Annotated in this window: 21 protein-coding genes; 11 read left to right on the top strand and 10 right to left on the bottom strand. The window is 62.3% G+C overall.

Annotated features, from left to right (window positions below):
• Positions 1–208 precede the first annotated feature (208 nt).
• Complete coding sequence (locus tag PSELUDRAFT_RS16995; protein WP_088967959.1) at positions 209–1276, top strand: alkene reductase; 1068 nt, start codon at positions 209–211, stop codon at positions 1274–1276.
• Positions 1277–1519: 243 nt separating this feature from the next.
• On the opposite strand, the gene PSELUDRAFT_RS16990 is transcribed toward PSELUDRAFT_RS16995, so the two are convergent.
• Entirely contained in the window at positions 1520–1942 is a 423-nt protein-coding gene (locus PSELUDRAFT_RS16990; RefSeq protein WP_088967958.1) for an Lrp/AsnC family transcriptional regulator, read from the bottom strand.
• 147 nt (positions 1943–2089) lie between these two features.
• Here PSELUDRAFT_RS16990 and PSELUDRAFT_RS16985 point away from each other — a divergent pair, with 147 nt between their 5' ends.
• The 8 genes from PSELUDRAFT_RS16985 (at position 2090) to PSELUDRAFT_RS16950 (ending at position 8981) form a co-directional block, all read left to right on the top strand.
• Entirely contained in the window at positions 2090–3103 is a 1014-nt protein-coding gene (locus PSELUDRAFT_RS16985) for an ornithine cyclodeaminase (protein ID WP_088967957.1), read from the top strand.
• Positions 3104–3123: 20 nt separating this feature from the next.
• Entirely contained in the window at positions 3124–4044 is a 921-nt protein-coding gene (ctlX, locus tag PSELUDRAFT_RS16980) for a citrulline utilization hydrolase CtlX (RefSeq protein ID WP_088967956.1), read from the top strand.
• A 39-nt stretch (positions 4045–4083) separates the two neighbouring features.
• Positions 4084–4854: an ABC transporter substrate-binding protein gene (locus PSELUDRAFT_RS16975; protein WP_088967955.1), complete on the top strand. Its 771-nt coding sequence runs from the start codon at positions 4084–4086 to the stop codon at positions 4852–4854.
• 85 nt (positions 4855–4939) lie between these two features.
• Entirely contained in the window at positions 4940–5629 is a 690-nt protein-coding gene (locus tag PSELUDRAFT_RS16970) for an ABC transporter permease (protein ID WP_088967954.1), read from the top strand.
• Positions 5626–6339, top strand: coding sequence for a histidine ABC transporter permease HisM (gene hisM, locus PSELUDRAFT_RS16965; RefSeq protein ID WP_088967953.1), 714 nt, complete (start codon positions 5626–5628; stop codon positions 6337–6339). The genes PSELUDRAFT_RS16970 and hisM overlap by 4 nt, the downstream gene beginning before the upstream one ends.
• Before the next feature lie 21 nt (positions 6340–6360).
• Positions 6361–7122 carry an ABC transporter ATP-binding protein gene (locus tag PSELUDRAFT_RS16960; protein WP_088967952.1) on the top strand — a complete coding sequence of 254 codons (762 nt, stop codon included), beginning with the start codon at positions 6361–6363 and terminating at the stop codon, positions 7120–7122.
• Positions 7123–7424: 302 nt separating this feature from the next.
• Positions 7425–8432, top strand: coding sequence for a protein-glutamine glutaminase family protein (locus PSELUDRAFT_RS16955; RefSeq protein ID WP_088967951.1), 1008 nt, complete (start codon positions 7425–7427; stop codon positions 8430–8432).
• Positions 8433–8510: 78 nt separating this feature from the next.
• Positions 8511–8981 carry a hypothetical protein gene (locus tag PSELUDRAFT_RS16950; RefSeq protein ID WP_157725169.1) on the top strand — a complete coding sequence of 157 codons (471 nt, stop codon included), beginning with the start codon at positions 8511–8513 and terminating at the stop codon, positions 8979–8981.
• Positions 8982–9003: 22 nt separating this feature from the next.
• On the opposite strand, the gene PSELUDRAFT_RS16945 is transcribed toward PSELUDRAFT_RS16950, so the two are convergent.
• Genes PSELUDRAFT_RS16945 through PSELUDRAFT_RS16930 form a run of 4 tightly spaced genes read right to left on the bottom strand, consistent with a single transcriptional unit; the run spans position 9004 to position 11791 of the window.
• Positions 9004–9747, bottom strand: coding sequence for a hypothetical protein (locus PSELUDRAFT_RS16945; RefSeq protein ID WP_088967949.1), 744 nt, complete (start codon positions 9745–9747; stop codon positions 9004–9006).
• A complete protein-coding gene (locus PSELUDRAFT_RS16940; RefSeq protein WP_088967948.1) occupies positions 9744–10703 on the bottom strand; it encodes a hypothetical protein in 960 nt (319 codons plus the stop codon). The genes PSELUDRAFT_RS16945 and PSELUDRAFT_RS16940 overlap by 4 nt, the downstream gene beginning before the upstream one ends.
• Positions 10690–11061 (bottom strand): hypothetical protein, encoded by a 372-nt coding sequence (locus PSELUDRAFT_RS16935; protein ID WP_088967947.1) that lies wholly within the window; start codon positions 11059–11061, stop codon positions 10690–10692. The genes PSELUDRAFT_RS16940 and PSELUDRAFT_RS16935 overlap by 14 nt, the downstream gene beginning before the upstream one ends.
• 7 nt (positions 11062–11068) lie before the next feature.
• The gene (locus PSELUDRAFT_RS16930) at positions 11069–11791 is read right to left on the bottom strand and encodes a hypothetical protein (protein ID WP_088967946.1); all 723 of its coding nucleotides are present in this window, start codon (positions 11789–11791) and stop codon (positions 11069–11071) included.
• Between the two features lie 180 nt (positions 11792–11971).
• On the opposite strand from PSELUDRAFT_RS16930, the gene PSELUDRAFT_RS16925 reads away from it, so the two are divergent.
• Entirely contained in the window at positions 11972–12664 is a 693-nt protein-coding gene (locus tag PSELUDRAFT_RS16925; RefSeq protein ID WP_231895250.1) for a hypothetical protein, read from the top strand.
• Between the two features lie 69 nt (positions 12665–12733).
• On the top strand, positions 12734–14449 hold the full coding sequence (locus PSELUDRAFT_RS16920; protein WP_088967944.1) for a hypothetical protein: 1716 nt from the start codon (positions 12734–12736) through the stop codon (positions 14447–14449).
• A 96-nt stretch (positions 14450–14545) separates the two neighbouring features.
• On the opposite strand, the gene PSELUDRAFT_RS16915 is transcribed toward PSELUDRAFT_RS16920, so the two are convergent.
• From PSELUDRAFT_RS16915 to PSELUDRAFT_RS16895, 5 genes are all read right to left on the bottom strand, one after another.
• Positions 14546–14986: a DMT family transporter gene (locus PSELUDRAFT_RS16915; protein WP_088967943.1), complete on the bottom strand. Its 441-nt coding sequence runs from the start codon at positions 14984–14986 to the stop codon at positions 14546–14548.
• A 29-nt stretch (positions 14987–15015) separates the two neighbouring features.
• Positions 15016–15546 carry a GNAT family N-acetyltransferase gene (locus PSELUDRAFT_RS16910; protein ID WP_088967942.1) on the bottom strand — a complete coding sequence of 177 codons (531 nt, stop codon included), beginning with the start codon at positions 15544–15546 and terminating at the stop codon, positions 15016–15018.
• Positions 15547–15548: 2 nt separating this feature from the next.
• Positions 15549–16127 carry a helix-turn-helix transcriptional regulator gene (locus tag PSELUDRAFT_RS16905; protein ID WP_088967941.1) on the bottom strand — a complete coding sequence of 193 codons (579 nt, stop codon included), beginning with the start codon at positions 16125–16127 and terminating at the stop codon, positions 15549–15551.
• A 151-nt stretch (positions 16128–16278) separates the two neighbouring features.
• Complete coding sequence (locus tag PSELUDRAFT_RS16900; protein ID WP_088967940.1) at positions 16279–17040, bottom strand: ABC transporter permease; 762 nt, start codon at positions 17038–17040, stop codon at positions 16279–16281.
• Positions 17037–17963, bottom strand: coding sequence for an ABC transporter ATP-binding protein (locus PSELUDRAFT_RS16895; protein WP_088967939.1), 927 nt, complete (start codon positions 17961–17963; stop codon positions 17037–17039). Before PSELUDRAFT_RS16895 ends, PSELUDRAFT_RS16900 begins: the two co-directional genes overlap by 4 nt.
• Positions 17964–18002: the final 39 nt, after the last annotated feature.

The raw sequence follows: 18002 nt of genomic DNA, 5'->3' as shown, positions 1-18002 counted from the left end.
AAAATACCATATTTATCCCGTTTTAAAACGGGGCGATGATTGCCCTATCGGAAAACGAGGCAGGCCATCCGGCCTTTGCCCGGCTCGACCACGCCGCATGGCAGGCAGCCCAGCGCCACGCCGGGGCAATGCTGGCACGCAGCGGCATTCAGGGCAGGGATGGCAGGCAGCCAATCCGCCCGGCACTCCATTGCAAAGGATTACCACCATGAAACAAGTATTCACCCCGATCACCGTTGGTCGTCACACCCTGCAGAACCGCCTGGTGATGGCGCCGATGACGCGCAGCCGTGCCGCATTCGACGGCACCCCGGGCGAGTTGGCCGCACAGTACTATGCCCAGCGCGCCGGAGTCGGCCTGATCGTCACCGAGGGCACCCAGCCGTCTGACGATGGCCAGGGCTACCTCACGACGCCCGGTATCTATACCGATGCCCATGTTGCCGGCTGGCAGAAAATTACCGCTGCGGTGCACGACAAGGGCGGTCGCATCTTCATCCAGCTGATGCACGCCGGCCGCATGTCCCACCCGGACAATACTCCGCATCACCGCCCGGGCGTTGCGCCTTCGGCCATCGCCCCCGGTACCCAGATGTTCACCCTGGCAGGCATGCAGGAGATTCCGCTGCCGCGCGCCCTGACTACCGGGGAAGTACGCCAGACCGTGCAGGACTTCCGCCTTGCCGCCCGCCGTGCCGTGGAAGCCGGTGCCGACGGGGTGGAAATCCATGGTGCCAACGCCTACCTGATCCAGCAGTTCCTTGCGCCGAGCGCCAACACGCGCAGCGACGAATATGGCGGTTCCATCGAGAACCGGGCGCGCTTCGCCATCGAGATCGCACAGGCCATTGCGGAGGAAATCGGCGCCGACCGCACCGCCATCCGCCTGTCGCCAGGCTCGACACTGTGGGGCATAGACGAAGGCGCAGAAGGCCCCGCGCTGTACCGCTACCTGGTAGCCGAACTCGATAAGCTGGGCCTGGCCTACCTGCACCTGATGCACCTGGGGGATGACGAGCTGCTGCAGGATATTCGCCGGCTCTGGCAGCAAAGCCTGATCCTGAATCGCCCGGGGCGGCCGCGCGAGCAGATCGGGGATGACGTGGCTGCCGATCTGGCCGATCTGGAAGCCTACGGCCAGATGATTCTTGCCAACCCGGATTTTGTGGCCCGCCTGCAGGCCAATGCACCGCTCAACGAGGCGGACCGCAATACCTTCTTTGGCGGCAGCGAGCGTGGCTTTACCGACTATCCGGCGCTGCATGCGGCCAACTAGGGCATAGCAAATACATGGCCAAACGGCGGGCTGCTTCATGAGTGAAGCAGCCCGCCGTTTGTTGTGTCATTACGCGCTGCCTGGTTGGCAAATTGTCGCTGCGCCGACCGGCTGGCCAGCAGAGGGTGGCCGGTCTGACCATCGCTCTTTGCCCGGAAACGCCCGCCAGCGGCAGCGGGCACACTTGCCCCGGCGCCCGCGCATAAGGGGGCAGGGCCGCTTTGCGCGTCAGCTACCTCCCGCTCAGACCTTGTGCGTGGACAGCAGGATGCTGGTCTCGGTGGCGGCGATGCCGGGTATCAGCCGGATGCGTCCCAGCACCCGGTCGAACTGTTCCAGCGTATCGGCGCGCAGCTCGGTGACGATGTCCCAGCGGCCGTTGGTGGAGTGCAGCGCATAGACGTTGGGCTCGCCGCGCAGCGCCTGCAGCACCGCCGGCGCCTTGTTGCCTTCCACCGCGATGCCCATCCAGGCACGGATGCGGTGTTCCTCCGCCTCCGGCTTCAGCCGCACGGTGTAGCCGATGATCACCCCGCTTTGTTCCAGCTTGTCGATGCGGTTCTGCACCGTGGCGCGCGAGACGCGCAGTTTCTGCGCCAGCTCGGTAACGGACATGCGCGCGTTGTCGCGCAGCAGGGCCAGCAGTTGTCGGTCGGTATCGTTCATTGACATATTGTTGGATTGCCTTGGCAATTTGTAAAGCCGATATTAAAAATTGCGCAATTATGAAACTTCAAATTGGCAGCTGCGCTCGGGAAAATAGCGTCCAGAAAAACACCACACACGACACCGTTTTCCCGAAAGGCCGCAGCCATGACACGTTATATCGACACCCGTGATATTCGCAGTATCGTCAACCGGGTCGGCATTGCCAATTTTATTGGCGAGCTGGCCGATTATATCGAATCCGATTATCGCCGCTGGGAAAGTTTCGAGAAATGCGCCCGTGTTGCCAATCACTCCAGCGACGGCGTAATCGAATTGATGCCCACCTCGGACGAGCAATATTACGGCTTCAAATACGTGAATGGCCACCCGAAAAACACCCGCGACAATCTGCTTACCGTGATGGCTTTTGGCGCGCTGGCGGAAGTGTCCACCGGTAGCCCGCTGCTGCTGAGCGAGCTGACCATTACCACCGCGCTACGCACCGCCGCCACCTCCGCGCTGTTCGCCAGCGTACTGGCGCGCCCGGACAGCCGCAGCATGGCCATCATCGGCAACGGCGCGCAAAGCGAGTTCCAGATCCTGGCCTTCAACCGCCTGCTGGGCATCTCGCAGTTCTACCTCTACGACATTGATGCCGCCGCCACCCGCAAGCTGCAGCAGAACCTGGAAGGCCTGGCCGGCGTGAGTCTCACCGCCTGTGCCAGCAGCCAGGAAGCCTGCCGCGAGGCCGACATCATCACCACCGTCACCGCCGACAAGAACTACGCCACCATCCTCACCCCCGACATGGTGCGCCCCGGCGTGCATATCAACGCGGTGGGCGGCGACTGCCCGGGCAAGACCGAGCTGCACGCCGGCATCTTGCGCATGGCGCGGGTGTTCGTGGAGTTCGAGCCGCAGACGCGCATTGAAGGCGACATTCAGCAAATGCCGGCGGATTTCCCGGTAACCGAATTCTGGCAGGTATTGAATGGCCAGAAACCCGGCCGGGAAAATGATGGCGATATTACGGTATTTGATTCGGTGGGTTTTGCACTGGAGGATTTCTCGGCGCTGCGTTATGTGCTGGATAAAGCGACGGATCTGAATATCGGTCAGGACATCGATTTGATTCCGCACCCGGAAAACCCGAAGAATCTTTTTGCCTTGCTGGCCTGAGCGGGCGAGGGGAGCGCAGCATGAAACAGACTACCCGCAATATCGTGATGGTTCGTCCGGTGAATTTCTTTTCCAACCCGGAAACCAGTGATTCCAACCGTTTCCAGAAGCCGGAGCAGCGGCCGGCGTGCGCGCAGAGCGCGGCCAGTGCCGAGTTCGATGGTTACGTGGTGGCGCTGCGCGCCGCCGGGGTGCAGGTGCTGGTGATCGATGACCTGCAGCCGGGCGATACCCCGGACTCCATCTTCCCCAACAACTGGATCAGCATGCACGCCGATGGCCGGGTGTTCCTGTACCCGATGGAAGCGCCCAACCGCCGTCGCGAGCGCCGTGACAGCACGTTGCAGCGCCTGCGCCAGGATTTCCACATCGAATCGGTGGTGGATCTGAGCCATTTCGAGGCGCAGCAGCAGTTCCTGGAAGGCACCGGCTCCATCGTGTTCGACCACCCGGCGCGCGTTGCCTATGTCTGCCTGTCCTCGCGCAGCCACCCGGCGGTGCTGGAAGCGCTGCTGGCGCAGCTGGGCTACCGGGCGGTGCTGTTCGATGCCGTCGATCGCCACGGCACGGCCATCTACCACACCAACGTGATGATGGCGGTGGGCAGCCGCCTGGCGGTGGTGTGCCTGGAGTCCATCCGCGATGCGGCCCAGCGCGAGGTGCTGTGCAGCAGCCTGCGGCAGGCGGGCAAGGAAATCATCGATATCGACTACCGGCAGATGGAAAGCTTCTGCGGCAACGTCATCGAGCTGGCCGACGCCGACGGCAAGGCGGTGTTCGCCATGTCCAGCCGCGCCTGGCACAGCTTCACCCCGGCGCAGCAGGCGCAGTTGCAGGCCAACGGCCGCGTGGCGCACGCACCGCTGGACACCATCGAGAACCTGGGCGGCGGCGGCGCGCGCTGCATGGTGGCCGAGAACTTCCTGCCGGAAAAAAGATAAGCCGGTCAGCCAGACCGGTATAGCAAGGAGAAACGAGAAATGAAGAAAGCCCTGTTTGCCCTTTCGCTCGGTTGCCTGTCTGCGGTGACGTTGGCCGCAACGGGCGATGTGCTGAAGTTCGGCACCAGCCCCGCCTACGCACCGTTCGAATTCAAGACCGCCACCGGTGTGGCCGGCTTCGACGTGGACCTGGGCAACGAGATCTGCAAGCGCCTGCAGGCCAAGTGTGTGTGGGTGGAAAACGACTTCGACGGCCTGATCCCGGCGCTGAAGGCGCGCAAGTTCGACGCCATCCTGGCGTCGATGAACATCACCGAAGCGCGCAAGAAGCAGATTGCCTTCAGCGACCGCACCTATAACTCGCCCACCCGCATGGTGGCGCGCAAGGGCAGCAAGCTGCAGCCGAGCGTGGAAGCGCTGAAGGGCCTGCGCGTTGGCGTGCAGCAGGGCACGGTGCAGGAGAGCTTTGCCAAGAAGCGCTGGGAGTCGGCCGGGGTGATGGTGGTGTCGTACCAGAACCAGGAGCAGGTGTACCAGGATCTGACCTCCGGCCGCATCCAGGCCAGCCTGCAGGACGCGGTGGAAGCCGAGTACGGCCTGCTGAAGGGCAGCAAGGGCGCCAATTTCGAGTTTGCCGGCGGCACGCTGAAAGACCCGGAAATCTTCGGCATCGGCACCGGCATCGGTCTGCGCAAGGAAGACGAGGCGCTGCGCCTGCAGATCAACAAGGCGCTGGCCGCCATGCTGCAGGACGGCACCTACCAGAAGCTGGCTGCCAAGTACTTCTCGTTCGACATCTACAACAACTGAGCCCAACTCCCAGTCGCATGGGGTTCAGTTGCTTTCCGCCATTGGCCGCTCTCGCCAATGGCGGTTTTTTTCGAAAGGAGCACCGATGCTTTTCTATGGCTATGAGGCCCAGATCATCGCCGGCACCTGGATGACGGTGAAGCTGTCGCTGCTGTCGCTGTTGCTGGCCGTGGTGTTCGGCCTGGCGGGCGCGCTGTGCAAGCTGTCGCCGCAGCCACTGCTGCGCCGGCTGGCGCAGGGCTATTCCACGCTGATCCGCAGCGTGCCGGACCTGGTGTTGATGCTGCTGCTGTTCTACAGCCTGCAGATCGCGCTGAACCAGCTTACCGATGCGCTGGGGCTGCGGCAGATCGACATCGACCCCTTCACCGCCGGCATTGTCACCATCGGCTTCATCTACGGCGCCTACTTCACCGAAACCTTCCGCTCCGCCTTTCTGGCGGTGCCGCGCGGCCAACTTGAGGCGGCGGTGGCCTACGGCATGGACCGGGTGCTGCTGTTCCGCCGCGTGCTGTTTCCGCAGATGATGCGCTTTGCGCTGCCCGGCCTTGGCAACAACTGGCAGGTGCTGATCAAAGCCTCGGCCCTGGTGTCCATCATCGGTCTGGCCGACATCGTCAAGGTCACCCAGGATGCCGGGCGCAGCACCATGGCGATGTTCGAGTTCTGCTTCCTGGCCGCCTTCATCTACCTGGCCATCACCACCGTATCCAGCGTGCTGCTGCACCGGCTGGAGCGCCGCTACAACCTGGGTGTGAAGGAGAGCCGGCTGTGATCGAGATTCTGCAACAGTACTGGCTGGCCTATCTGTGGACCGATGGCCATCGCCTGTCCGGCCTCGGCATGACCCTGCTGCTGCTGCTGGCCACCATCGCCATCGGCTTTCCGCTGTCGGTGCTGCTGGCCATCGCCCGCGTGTCCGCCAGGCGCTGCTACCGGCTGCCGGTCTACCTGTACACCTATTTCTTTCGCGGTACGCCGCTGTACATCCAGCTGCTGATTCTCTACTCCGGCGTATACAGCCTGCAGCTGGTGCAGCAGCAGCCCGGCCTGAACCAGTTCTTCCAGGACGGCTTCAACTGCGCGCTGCTGGCCTTTGTGCTGAATACCAGTGCCTACACCACCGAGATACTGGCCGGCGCCATCCGTGGCATTCCGCACGGCGAGATCGAAGCGGCCGAGTCCTTCGGCATGTCGCGCGGGGCGATGTACCGCAAGATCATCCTGCCCTCGGCGCTGCGTCGTGCGCTGCCCAACTACAGCAACGAGGTGATCCTCATCCTGCATGCCACGCCCATCGCCTTTACCGCCACGGTGCCGGAGCTGCTGAAAGTGGCGCGCGACGTCAATTCGGCCACCTATGCCTCCTTCGAGGCATTCGGCACCGCGGCGCTGATCTATGCCGCCGTATCGTTCTTCATCGTCTGGCTGTTCCGGCAGATGGAGCGCCGCTGGCTGGCCTTCCTGCATACCGGCAGCCGCTGACCCCGGCTAGGAGACAACTATATGTACACACTGATCGTGGACGACATCCACAAGAAATTCGGCCAGCACGAGGTGCTCAAGGGTATCTCGCTCAAGGCCCGGCAAGGCGATGTGATCAGCATCATCGGCTCGTCCGGCTCCGGCAAGAGCACCTTCCTGCGCTGTATCAACTTTCTGGAAACGCCCTGCGCCGGCAGCATCACGCTGGGCAGCCAGGTGCTGCACGCTCCGGCCAACGGGCGGCTGGACAACCGGCAGCATCGCGAGCTGGCCGCCATGCGCAGCCGGCTGGCCATGGTGTTCCAGCACTTCAACCTGTGGTCGCACATGACTGTGCTGGAAAACATCATCCAGGCGCCGGTGTCGGTGCTGGGCGTCAGCAAGGAAGAGGCGCTGCAGCGCGCCCGCAAATACCTGGCCAAGGTAGGGCTGAACGCGGGGGTGGAGGCCAAGTACCCGTCGCAGCTGTCCGGCGGCCAGCAGCAGCGGGTGGCCATTGCCCGTGCGCTGGCAATGGAGCCGGAGGTGATGCTGTTCGACGAGCCCACTTCGGCGCTGGACCCGGAGCTGGTGGGCGAAGTGCTGAAGGTGATGCAGGCGCTGGCGGAGGAGGGGCGCACCATGATCGTGGTGACGCACGAGATGGGCTTTGCCCGCGAGGTGTCCAACCACGTCATCTTCCTGCACCAGGGACGCATCGAGGAGCAGGGGCCGCCGCAGCGCCTGTTCCAGCAGCCGGCCAGCGAGCGCCTGCAGCAGTTCCTGCGTGGCAGCCTGAAGTAAGTGAGGAAGCGCGGCAGCTGCAGCTGCCGCGCAGCCATTATCCAGCAGCGCCCAGTCGCTCGTGGCCTAGCGTCCGGGGGGTGCCTGCCTGGCGCTCGAAGGTGATCTGGCACAGGAAGAACGACAATATTGCGATACACGGCTGGAGCCGGCCAGAAAGCGTGGCTAACCCTGTGCCCGGCTGGCTGTTTCTGCCGCGGCAAGCCGCGCTGCCATCGACCTGATTCCGTGCTTTCCATAAGATCGGACTGCGCCAGAGTTGGCCGCATGGCCGGTGCCGATACCGGAATCAGGGAGACTGGATGAAAAAGCAAAGCATGAAGTTATGTCTGGCGCTGCTGGCCGCGCTGCTGAGCGGGAGTGCGCTGGCGGAGAACCTCTGCGCCAATGTTGCCGGCTTGTATGGCGGGTCATTTTTTGCGGCGCCGCAAGACGCTGCCAGTGGCAAGGACAAAGTGGTGGGCCGCTGGTCCGTGGATATCAAGCCCGATTGCATGCTTTCCGCCTATATTGATGCGGCGCCATATGGAAGTACCGATTACGCTTATGGGCGGTATGTGCCGGCAAATGCGCAGGAAGACAGACTGGACCCGTCGCATCTTGCCTTGCAGTTTGCTCATGATCAGATCTTCCTGAAGATGGGTGCGTTAGGCGAAAAAGATGGGCGGGGTATTCATGGGACTTTGGCCAAAAATAAATATATCGGAGATTTTTCCGTAGACAGCGTTGAAAAATCCTCGACAAGCAGCTGGAAGTTCCCGGGAGCGAACAAGGAAGTACAGGTAGGTGCCGTTTCCGAAACCATGGCCAATATGCTGTTTCAGCGCATCGTGGACAGGGGTGATATCCCGTTTGGCTGGACATATGGTGAGTCACAGTATCGGGCCGAAAAAATGGCCCTGGTGCTGGATGATTTAGGCGTATTTGCAGCCAAGGATTTTGTGGAGGGCAAGATCTATCTGGACCCGGCACAAAAGCTTGGCGACAGTCGTGAGCGATCGGGAAAAAGCCGTGTGGCCGGCTTTCGCTACTATGTGGGCATCACCCTCCTGGTGAAAAAGGGCAATGAGCTGGTGCCGTATGTGCTGGACCCCAGCCTGTTCACCACGCCGGTGCCGCAAACCGTGTGGAAGGCAAAACTGCTGGCGAAATCGAAGTCGGTACTGGAGCACGAGTACTTTACCGACCGGTTTGTCATGTTCCTGGAAGACAAGGACGAGGGCCTGAAGGACTTCAAGGACAGCGATCTTGAAGAGATGGATCAGCAGATCAGGAATGATGCGCGAGCGCTGTATGTCTACAGCCAATGATGTGGCGCGCGGCTTTGAACCATGAACAGGCGTGAGGGCGTGATGGCGGCGACAGAAAAGCGGGCAAGGCAAATGGGCATGCTGTGGCGAGCGGGCCTGCTGGCTGCCGTGCTGGCCGCGCCGGTGAGCGCCTCACGACTGACGCTTGCCATTGGCAGTGAGCCGCTTGGCCAGTCGGATGGCGGCCAGTGCGAGCAGGCGGACGGCAACATGCCCACGGCGCTGGTGCTGACGGAAAGCGATGTCGAGCGCTGGGATGCGCAGACTGCCATGTGGCAGCTGGATGCGCAGCGCTTCCCCGCGGCGGAAGGCGGCAGGCTGTCCGAGCGATGCTTCGTGTTATCACTGGACGGCAAGCTGCTTGGCCGTGGCGTGGTGCTGCCGGTGGATACGCCACGGCTGACCGGCTATCAGACCCTCAACCTGGTGCCGCGCGGCCAGGCCTTGTGGCTGCAGCTGACCTCGGGCAACCACCACAACATCCACTTGCTGTATGTGCGGGAGCTGGATGCGGTGCTGGGCACAGCCGCCAGGCCCGCTTCGCCCTAGCGGTTGTGCGGCCAACCTTCGGCTAGCACAGCGGCGTGGGCTGGTGAACAATGCCGAAGCGGTAACGTTTGCCGCTGCTGCGCAACTGCAATATGCCTTTTCCCTGGTCACTGCTGCTCTCGAAGCGCAGGCGCACGCGCGCTTGCGGGGCGGGCAGTGCCTCGATGGCCAGCAAGCGCAGGCCGGGTGCCTCGCTCACCGTCCAGCCATCGCCCGGGCTGCCGGGCAACTCCACCACCAGGCGGTCGTAGTAGCCCAGCGTGGTGTCGTGATTGTCATCCACCTCGCTCAGGTGGATTTCCACGCCCCGTGTTGCTACCGGCGCCGGATCTATCTGCAGGTGCACCCAGCCATCGGGCTTGCCTTTGCTGCTCAGGCGCAGCCAGCTGCTGCCGCTGGCTGCGGCGCCGAAGTGCGCCCAGCTCATCGGCTTGCCGGACAGGGTGATCCGCGCGTCGTCCGCCGTTTGCGGCGGCATCTGGCCACCGCCCATGGCCGACAGCTCGCGGTAGCGGGCATTGTCCAGCGCCAGCAGCAGCGGGCTGTCGCTGTGGGCACTCAGCCCGGGCGGCAGCAGTACCGACAGCAGTGTGCCGGCCGTCAGCTGGACTTCCTGCGGCGGTGTCTGTGCGGCGCGGACATTTGCCGACATGCCGTCCAGCAGCAAATGCGGGTGCATGGTTTCGCTGATGCAGGCCAGCGCGGGTTGCAGCAGGGGCATGGCGCACAGGGCCAGGCGTGGTAGCAGGGTAGGCGGGATATTCATGGCAGTGGCCGGGACAGGTTGAGGGAAGCAAGGGGCGGCGCGGCGGGCGCGGCTGGTTTCAGGCCGGTCAGCAGCAGGATCAGTGGCCACTCCAGCCAGGCATGCGCGCCGGCGGCAACGGCGTACAGCGCGCGTGCATCGCTATAGGCGCAGGCGAAATAGGCGCTCAGCGCGGCACAGGCAGCCAGCGCGGGCAATAGCTTGCGGTAGCTGCGGGCTGGCGGCGCCTGCTCGCCCAGCGTGGCGCCGGGCAGCAGGCGGATGACGGAGTAGTAATGCAGGCATTGCGCCAGCACCAGGGCGGGGGCGAACGCCAGCGGCGAAGGCAGGCCCAGCATGGCCGGCTCGCCCGGTGCCGGCAGCTGTGCGCTGGCGGCGAAGGGCTGCCAGCCCAGCCAGGGCAGCAGTAACAGACACAGCGGCAGGCAGAACAGCAGGCGCAAGGTTGGCCGCAAGGGGCGGCCGCCCCAATGGCTCTGTGCCGGTGCCAGCAGCAGCGGCGTAAAGTTGTGGGCAATGGACAGCACCGCCAGCAAGGCGAGCTGCCAGCCACTATGCTGCCCCGCAAGCAGCAGGCCGGCCACTGCCAGCGCCAGCACACAGCTACGCCAGGGCGCACGAAGCGCCTCGCGGGCGGCCAGCACGGTGCAGAAAGCCAGCGCCAGCGTGGCCAGGTCCAGCCAGGCAACATCCCGTGGCGAAAGGCTGCCCTGCCAGCCGGCCAGGCGGGCCAGCGCCTGGATCAGCAGCGTGGCAAGCAGCAATGCCCACCAGCGCCCCGGCAGCTGGCGGCGGTAGCTGCGGCGTATCCAGGCCGCTTCGCTGAGCACGTGCGGCAGGCCGAACAGCGCCAGTGCCAGCGCATACAGTGCCAGCGGGGCGAGGCAGGCGAGCAGCGCCAGCAGCGCCGCCACCAGGCAGGGCTCCAGCCCGTGTTGCCGCTCAAGCCAGCGCATGGCTTGCTCCCAGCAGTACATAGCCAGCCGCCGCCGATGCCGCATTGGAAAACAGCGAGGCCGCCAGCCCCTGTTGCCAGCGCCAGCCCAGCCCCCACGCCAGCACTATCGCCTCCACCAGCACCACCAGCGATTCGATGACCAGCCAGCCTTGCAGCGCCTGCTCCTGGCTTAGCCGTGACGCCAGCCATTCATGGCCGTGCCAGGCAAACGGGTGAGTCAGCAGCGAGGCCAGGGCCGCTACCGCCAGCAGGCGCGGCAGGGTGCGCGGCGCCGATGCCGCCCACAGCCGGCTGATCAGCCAGACACAGGGCAGTTCGATCAGCAGCGTCAGCAGCAGGGCGGATAACTGGCTCAAGGCAGGCTCACTGGAACAGCTTGTCGAAAAAGGACGGCCTGGACCAGCTGCGTTGTACTTGATGCAGCGGTTCGCAGCTGATGACCTCCCGTATGGCGCGCACCGGGAAGCTCGGATAACGGACGCCGCGGCTCTGCGTGCTCTTGGTGCACACGCCCGGACTGAGTTCGCTGACCCCATCATAAGTGCTGCTGATCTGGCAGCTGCCACCGGCCTGCATGCCCTTGCAGGCGGGGTCGACCGCCAGCGGCACCGCACCACAGGTAAAGCTGCCATTGGAGTCGGGGATCTCTTCCGTTTCACCGTTGGCATTGATGCGGCTGCGGTTGCCCTCGGCACAGAATGGCCGCGTGGTGGCATACAGCGTATCGGGGATGCGGTTCGGCAGCGGCGGGCCCAGCTGCCGGCACTGCAGGTTGATGGTGTCGTCATCCAGCTGCCGGCTGCATATTCCCTTGCCGCCACCCTCGGCGCGGGTGCCGGGCATGCTGCAGCTGGCGCCGACCTGGCGCCCCTTGCAGAACTGGTCGACGCGGTCGTACAGCCGGGGGTGTTCATCCATGCGCTTTTGCGCGGCCCAGACCGAGGGCGGCACCACGTCGGCCATGGCTGGCAGCATGGCGGCGGTGCTCAGGATGGCCAGTGCCAGCCGGGCAAGGCGGTACGGCTGCTGTCTGCCAGGCAGTTGGCGATGATTGTTGCGGGCATGCGGCATGGCGGGCGGGAACATGAGGTGGCAAGGTGCATCGGGTTATGCCAATGGCTAAACTATCTATAAATCAAAATACATTGTCCAGCAGCACGATTGATGGATTGCTGCCGGCCTTGCTGCGACTGGAGCAACGTGCGCTTACCTTTACCCCCGCCGCTGGCATGCCGGCGCGTACTCACGCCACTGCTGGCCATGGTCTTGCTGCTGAGCGGGCTGCTGCTGAGCCCGCTCTATGCGCTGGCGTGGCAGGAGCTGGGCGATATGCTGCAGGGCCGCGCGTCACCCTGGGACTTGCTGCCTGCGGCTGCGGCCGTGGGCAACGGTCTGTTGGCGCTGCAAAGCATCTGCCATGGCTACCTGCTGCTGGCACTGCTGAATAAGCGGTATGCTGCCCGGCCGGCTGCCTGGCTGCGGGGGACTAGAGCCAGTGGCGTGCTGGCTGCTGGCGGCGCCTTGCTGTTGGCCGCATTGGCGGCAAAAAGCGGGGTGGGCGACGGGGCGTGGCGCTATCAGCTTGCCCTGCTGGCGCTGGCGGCTGCCGCGCTTACCGCGGCGCTGTTGGCTGGCGGCAGGGTTGCCATGCCGCCGGCTGGCCACGTGCCGGTGTCGCTGCGCATCACACTGGACAATGGCGCGGTGCTGTTGGCGGTAGCGGCGGCGCAGCGCCGGGATTTCATGGTGACAACCAGGCTGCTGGGCGGCGAGGTCACCCGTGATCTGTACAGTCACTACCAGGCGTTCATCCAGGCAGGCTGCGGCCGGTATGTCGCCAATGACTGCATTTGCCAGACCATGGTCAAGCATGGCGAGGCAATACAGGACAAGTTGCCAATTTGCATCAGCATCGAATTGCCTGCCGCTGCAGGCCGGCATGGTTGCCTCGATGGGTGATGCACGCAGAATCATAATTGCCAGACGGTAAATGTCCGGCCCGATGGATTGAAAGGGAAAGATTTCCTCATGCTGAAAATGACAGGCAGGGCATTGCTGTTTTTTACCGGTTTGCTGGGTGCTACCGCCGCCTGCGCGATGACCAATTTGTCGAATTTTGACGATCCGGCATTGTTGAGCACGCTGCAGGGTATGCGATTCAACGGCAAGGCGCCTGCGTTGTCCGGATTTTCTCCCGCCAGGGCTATGGATGGCTTGCAGAAAGCCGATCGTTCCTATTCTACAGCCTATAAATCGACAGCGGGCTGTGTGGCATACTTTTTGCCATCCACTGATGGTATAGATAATGTACAGATTAAGTGGGCTGGCAAAGAAAAGTGCAATGGCAAACCGTTGCAGGGTGAGGGAGAGTTATTAATCCGGCACAGTAATATTGTGAATGACAAGAAGCAAATTGTACTTCGGGTGCTGCAAGGCAATTTTGTGGATGGGCTTTTGCAGGGTAAAGGTAAAAAAACCAACCTGACTTACGATGAAAATGGCAAGTTTGTCGAAGACACTTATGTGCTGAGTGGTGATTTCGTCAATGGCGTACTGGATGGCGACGGCGAGCAGGCATGGAGCGGGTCGGCAACGGACATGCCCAGTGCCTGGATCAAGCAGGGGCAGTTCAGGAACGGTGACCTTGTGGGTGGTAGTAACATCATCTACGCGCAGTTGCACCCGGCTGCCGGTGTGGCTGCGGCAGTGCAAAAGCTGAAACTGTCGGCAAAGGGTGAAACACTGGTGCACCAGGCATATGTGAATGACGGCAAGCCAGTCGATGGCGCCATATTCCTGGAAGGAGACCCGGCCAGATGGTCGGCCTCCATCTATAGCTGGGACAATGTGCCGACCAGTGCCGTATTGAAGCGTCATGATGCCGGCAACAAGTTTAAATACGTGGAACTGCGCTGCAAGGACTTCGGTTTCCAGCCGGGCAGGATTCTTTGTAATGAAGGACTTGCATTCGACTTTACAACGCCCTTCATTTTTGGCGTAATGAATGCCAGTTATAATTATGTGTTGCCGGTAGATGGCGTAAAAACCTCATTGCGTGTGAGAGATAATGCCAAGGTTGTTATTGGTACGTACAACGATGCCAACCCCATGACTTGTAACCAGGACTTGTCACTCTGTAAGGGGGATAACCAAATTATGGGGATTGGTTTCTCTGGTTACTGGTACGGTTCAGCCGAGTTGCGTAATGGTAAATATGCCTTTACTAAAGCAAAACTTTACAGGCAACTTGAATTTGATAAAAAATTTGACCCGCAAAAGGATAAGTTGGTTCTGGTGTGTAGAAGTTTTTCTGGCCCGACTGATTGCGAAAATGGTGAGTATTATGTTGGGGAGCAGCGGAAGATTGGTCATTTTAAAATTGAGGGTGTGACGACCGGGTTAGACGCTAAAGGCGAGTTTTATTTTGAAAGGTCTGGTAATTTTAAGGTTGTTATGGAAGGTTGGGGGTCCATATTTTTCAATGAAAATGAATGGGCAGATGTCTGGTACGAAAACGGTAAAATAACGCGGGTGAAAGACTGTGGGGACAATAGTCGGAGTGTGAAAATTTCCTGCAAAATGCGCAACAATGTTGTGGTGTTTGTGGCAGAGGCGGAGGAGCCGTCCGACGAAGAGCGGGCCATTCCGGTAGAGCCATTCCAGTGGCCGGAAATCCAGGCGCCGCGCTTTACCCCGACCCCGATTCCGCAGCGCCCGGTCTATGTGCTGCCCGGCATGATGTAAGGCACTTCATGCTGCTGCGGCTGGCGCCTGGGCCGGGTGGGCCCTGGGTGTAGCGTCAGCCGCAGCCATGCATGACCTGTTCCTGCTGCTGGCGTACTAGGCCCGCCCCCGCAGGATCAGGATGGCGCCAGCGATCAGCAGCACCGCCCCCAGCAGCGACAGTGCACTGGGCGGCGCCTGGGTCTTGTAGGCGTTCGCCAGCAAGCCGGCGGTGAGCTGGCTGGCGACCAGCACGGCAATGGTGGCCGGCGCCCCCACCGACTGGTAGCCCATGATCCCGGCAAACACGAAGAACGAACCCAGCAGGCCGGGCAGCACTGCCCAGGGGCGGATCGCCAGCAGGGTTTCGCTGATGCCCGCCAGCCCGTTGCGGCTGAGCAGGGCGGCCAGCAGCAGTGCCAGCCCCATGGCGGAGTTGATGACCAGGGTAATGATCACGGTGGAGACCGACTCGGTTATCCGCACCATCAGCAGGTTCTGGATAACCAGCGCCACCCCGGCTGCGGCCAACATGGGGAATACCAGATAAGCGTTCATGCTCTGCTCATTGTGCCCGCTGCCGGCTATCAGCCATCCACCGGGGCCAGCGGCGTATCCAGCAGCATCTGGTAGAAGGACAGATCCAGCCAGCGGCCGAACTTGTAGCCCACCTCGGGCAGGGTGGCCACGTGCTTGAAGCCCAGCCGCTCGTGCAGGGCGATGCTGCCGGTGTTGCTGGCATCGATGCCGCCTATCATGGCGTGCACATCGTTTTGCCGCGCGGCGGCGATCAGCGCCTGCATCACCGTGTTGCCCAGACCCTTGCCGCGATGATCCTTGTGTACGTAGATGGAGTGCTCCACCGAGTACTTGAATGCCGGCCAGGCGCGGAAGGTGCCGTAGCTGCCGAAGGCCAGCAAGGTACCGTTGCTGTCTTCAACGCCGATGACAGGGAAGCCGCCTTTTTGCTTGGTGTCAAACCAGGTCACCATGCTTTCGGGCGGGCGCGGCTTGTAGTCGTACAGCGCGGTCGAGTTGAGGATGGCTTCATTGAAGATATCCAGGATGGCCGCGGCATGGCGGTCAAAACTGCAATTAACCAGCTTGTGCTCACTCATTGCTATCTCCCTGTCGAGGGTGGTTGTGCGGTCAGCGCGATGAGATAACGTGCCGAACTAGAAGTAGGGTTGTGGAACACGATCTGCTGGCCAAGCGTCATGGCCAGGCAGTCGCCAGGCAACAGATGCCAGCTCTGCCCCTCGACCGTGATCTCCATTTCGCCAGCCAGCATCCAGATCTGCTGGTGGGTAACGATGCTGCGCATTGCATTGTCGAAAGTCACCGTCTGCCCGGCCAGAAAGATCACCTCGGCCAGCTCCAGCGGCGAGCCGTAGCCGGGCGGCGACAGCTGGCGGCGCAGGTAGCCGGAAGCCGGGTCCTGCCACACATGCTGTTCCTCGAAGCGCGCCAGCGGCGTGACCGCAGGCTCTGCCTCTTCGGAAAACAGCGAGGCCAGGCTCACGCCCAGCGCATCGGCAAGCTTGTTGAGCACGGCCGCGGTGGCACTGGTTTCCGCGCGCTCGATCAGGGAAATCATCGAGCGGCTGACGCCACTGAGTTCGGCAAGTTTTTCCAGCGCATGGCCGCGGCGCTTGCGTAGCGAGCGGATGCGTTTGGCGAGAAGGTCGTCCAGGTTCATGTTTCCAATATACAGGAATTAAATTCCAGAAAACAGGATTTTCATGTTGGCCGCAGCGGCGTGCGGCCAACATGGGAGGCGACAGGGGAGTTGGGCGTTGCTGCTGAAGGCAGCACACGCAGCGTGCTGCCTTCAGAGGGAGGGGGAACTGCTAGGCCTTGATGCGGTAGCCGGTCTTGAAGATCCACGCCACGATGGCGGTGAACAGCGCCAGAAAGCCGACCGTCATGGCAAGGCTGATGCCGACGCTGACGTCGGCAATGCCGTAGAAGCTCCAGCGGAAGCCGCTGATCAGGTAGACCACCGGGTTGAACAGCGCAACGGTCTGCCAGAACGGCGGCAGGATATCGATGGAGTAAAAGCTGCCGCCCAGGAAGGTCAGCGGGGTGATGATCAGCAGCGGGATCACCTGCAGTTTTTCGAAGCCGTCCGCCCAGATGCCGATGATGAAGCCGAACAGGCTGAAGGTAATGGCTGTCAGCACCAGGAACAGCAGCATCCACAGCGGGTGGGCTACCTGCAGCGGCACGAACAGCCCGGCAGTGGCCAGGATGATCAGGCCAAGCACCACCGATTTGGTGGCCGCCGCGCCGACATAGCTCACTACCAGCTCCAGGTAGGAAACCGGTGCCGATAGCAGCTCGTAGATGGTGCCGGTGAACCTGGGGAAGTAGATGCCGAACGAGGCATTGGAGATGCTCTGTGTCAGCAGCGACAGCATGATCAGCCCAGGCACCAGGAAGGCGCCGTAGCTGATGCCGTGGGTCTGGGGGATGCGCGAGCCGATGGCGGCGCCGAACACCACAAAGTAGAGCGAGGTGGAAATCACCGGCGAGATGATGCTCTGCATCAGCGTGCGCCCGGTGCGGGCCATTTCGAAGCGGTAAATCGCGCGAATCGCGTACAAGTTCATTTCTTTCCCCGCACCAGACTGACGAAGATGTCTTCCAGCGAGCTTTGCGTGGTGTGCAGATCCTTGAAGCGGATGCCTGCCTCATTCAGTGCCTGCAGCAAGGCGAGGATGCCGGAGCGCTCGCCGTGCGCGTCGTAGGTGTAGACCAGCTCACTGCCGCTCGTCGCCAGCTCCAGCGCGTAGCCGCCAAGCGCGGGCGGAATCTGCGCCAGCGGCGCTTCCAGCTGCAGCGTCAGCTGCTTCTTGCCAAGCTTGCGCATCAGCTCGGTCTTCTCCTCCACCAGGATGATCTCGCCCTTGCTGATCACCCCGATGCGGTCGGCCATTTCCTCGGCTTCGTCGATGTAGTGGGTGGTGAGGATGATGGTGACGCCGCGCGCCTGCAGCGAGCGTACCAGCCGCCACATGTCGCGGCGCAGTTCCACGTCCACCCCGGCAGTGGGCTCGTCGAGGAACAGGATGGACGGCTCGTGCGACAGCGCCTTGGCAATCAGCACCCGCCGCTTCATGCCGCCGGACAGCGTCATGATGCGGTTGTCCTTTTTGTCCCACAGCGACAGCGCCCGCAGTATCTCTTCGACGTAGGCCGGGTTTTTCGGTTTGCCGAACAGGCCGCGGCTGAACGACACCGTGGCCCACACCGATTCGAAGGAATCGGTGGTCAGCTCCTGCGGCACCAGGCCGATCATGGCACGGGCGGCGCGGTAGTCGGTCACGATATCGTGGCCATCGACCAGCACCCGGCCGCCGCTAGGGTTGACGATGCCGCAGATGGTGCTGATCAGCGTGGTTTTGCCGGCGCCGTTCGGGCCCAGCAAGGCGAAAATTTCCCCGCGCTGGATATCCAGGTTGACCTGTTTCAGGGCCTGGAAACCAGAGGCGTAGGACTTGGAGAGATTCGAGATGGAAATGATGGGCTGCATAGATAGGACAATAGCAGATGGCGGCTTCCCGGTGGTCCG

The organism is Vogesella sp. LIG4, from assembly GCF_900090205.1.
Lineage (GTDB): Bacteria > Pseudomonadota > Gammaproteobacteria > Burkholderiales > Chromobacteriaceae > Vogesella.
Note: the sequence above shows the minus strand (reverse complement) of the source record. Positions and strands in the feature narration are given on the sequence as shown.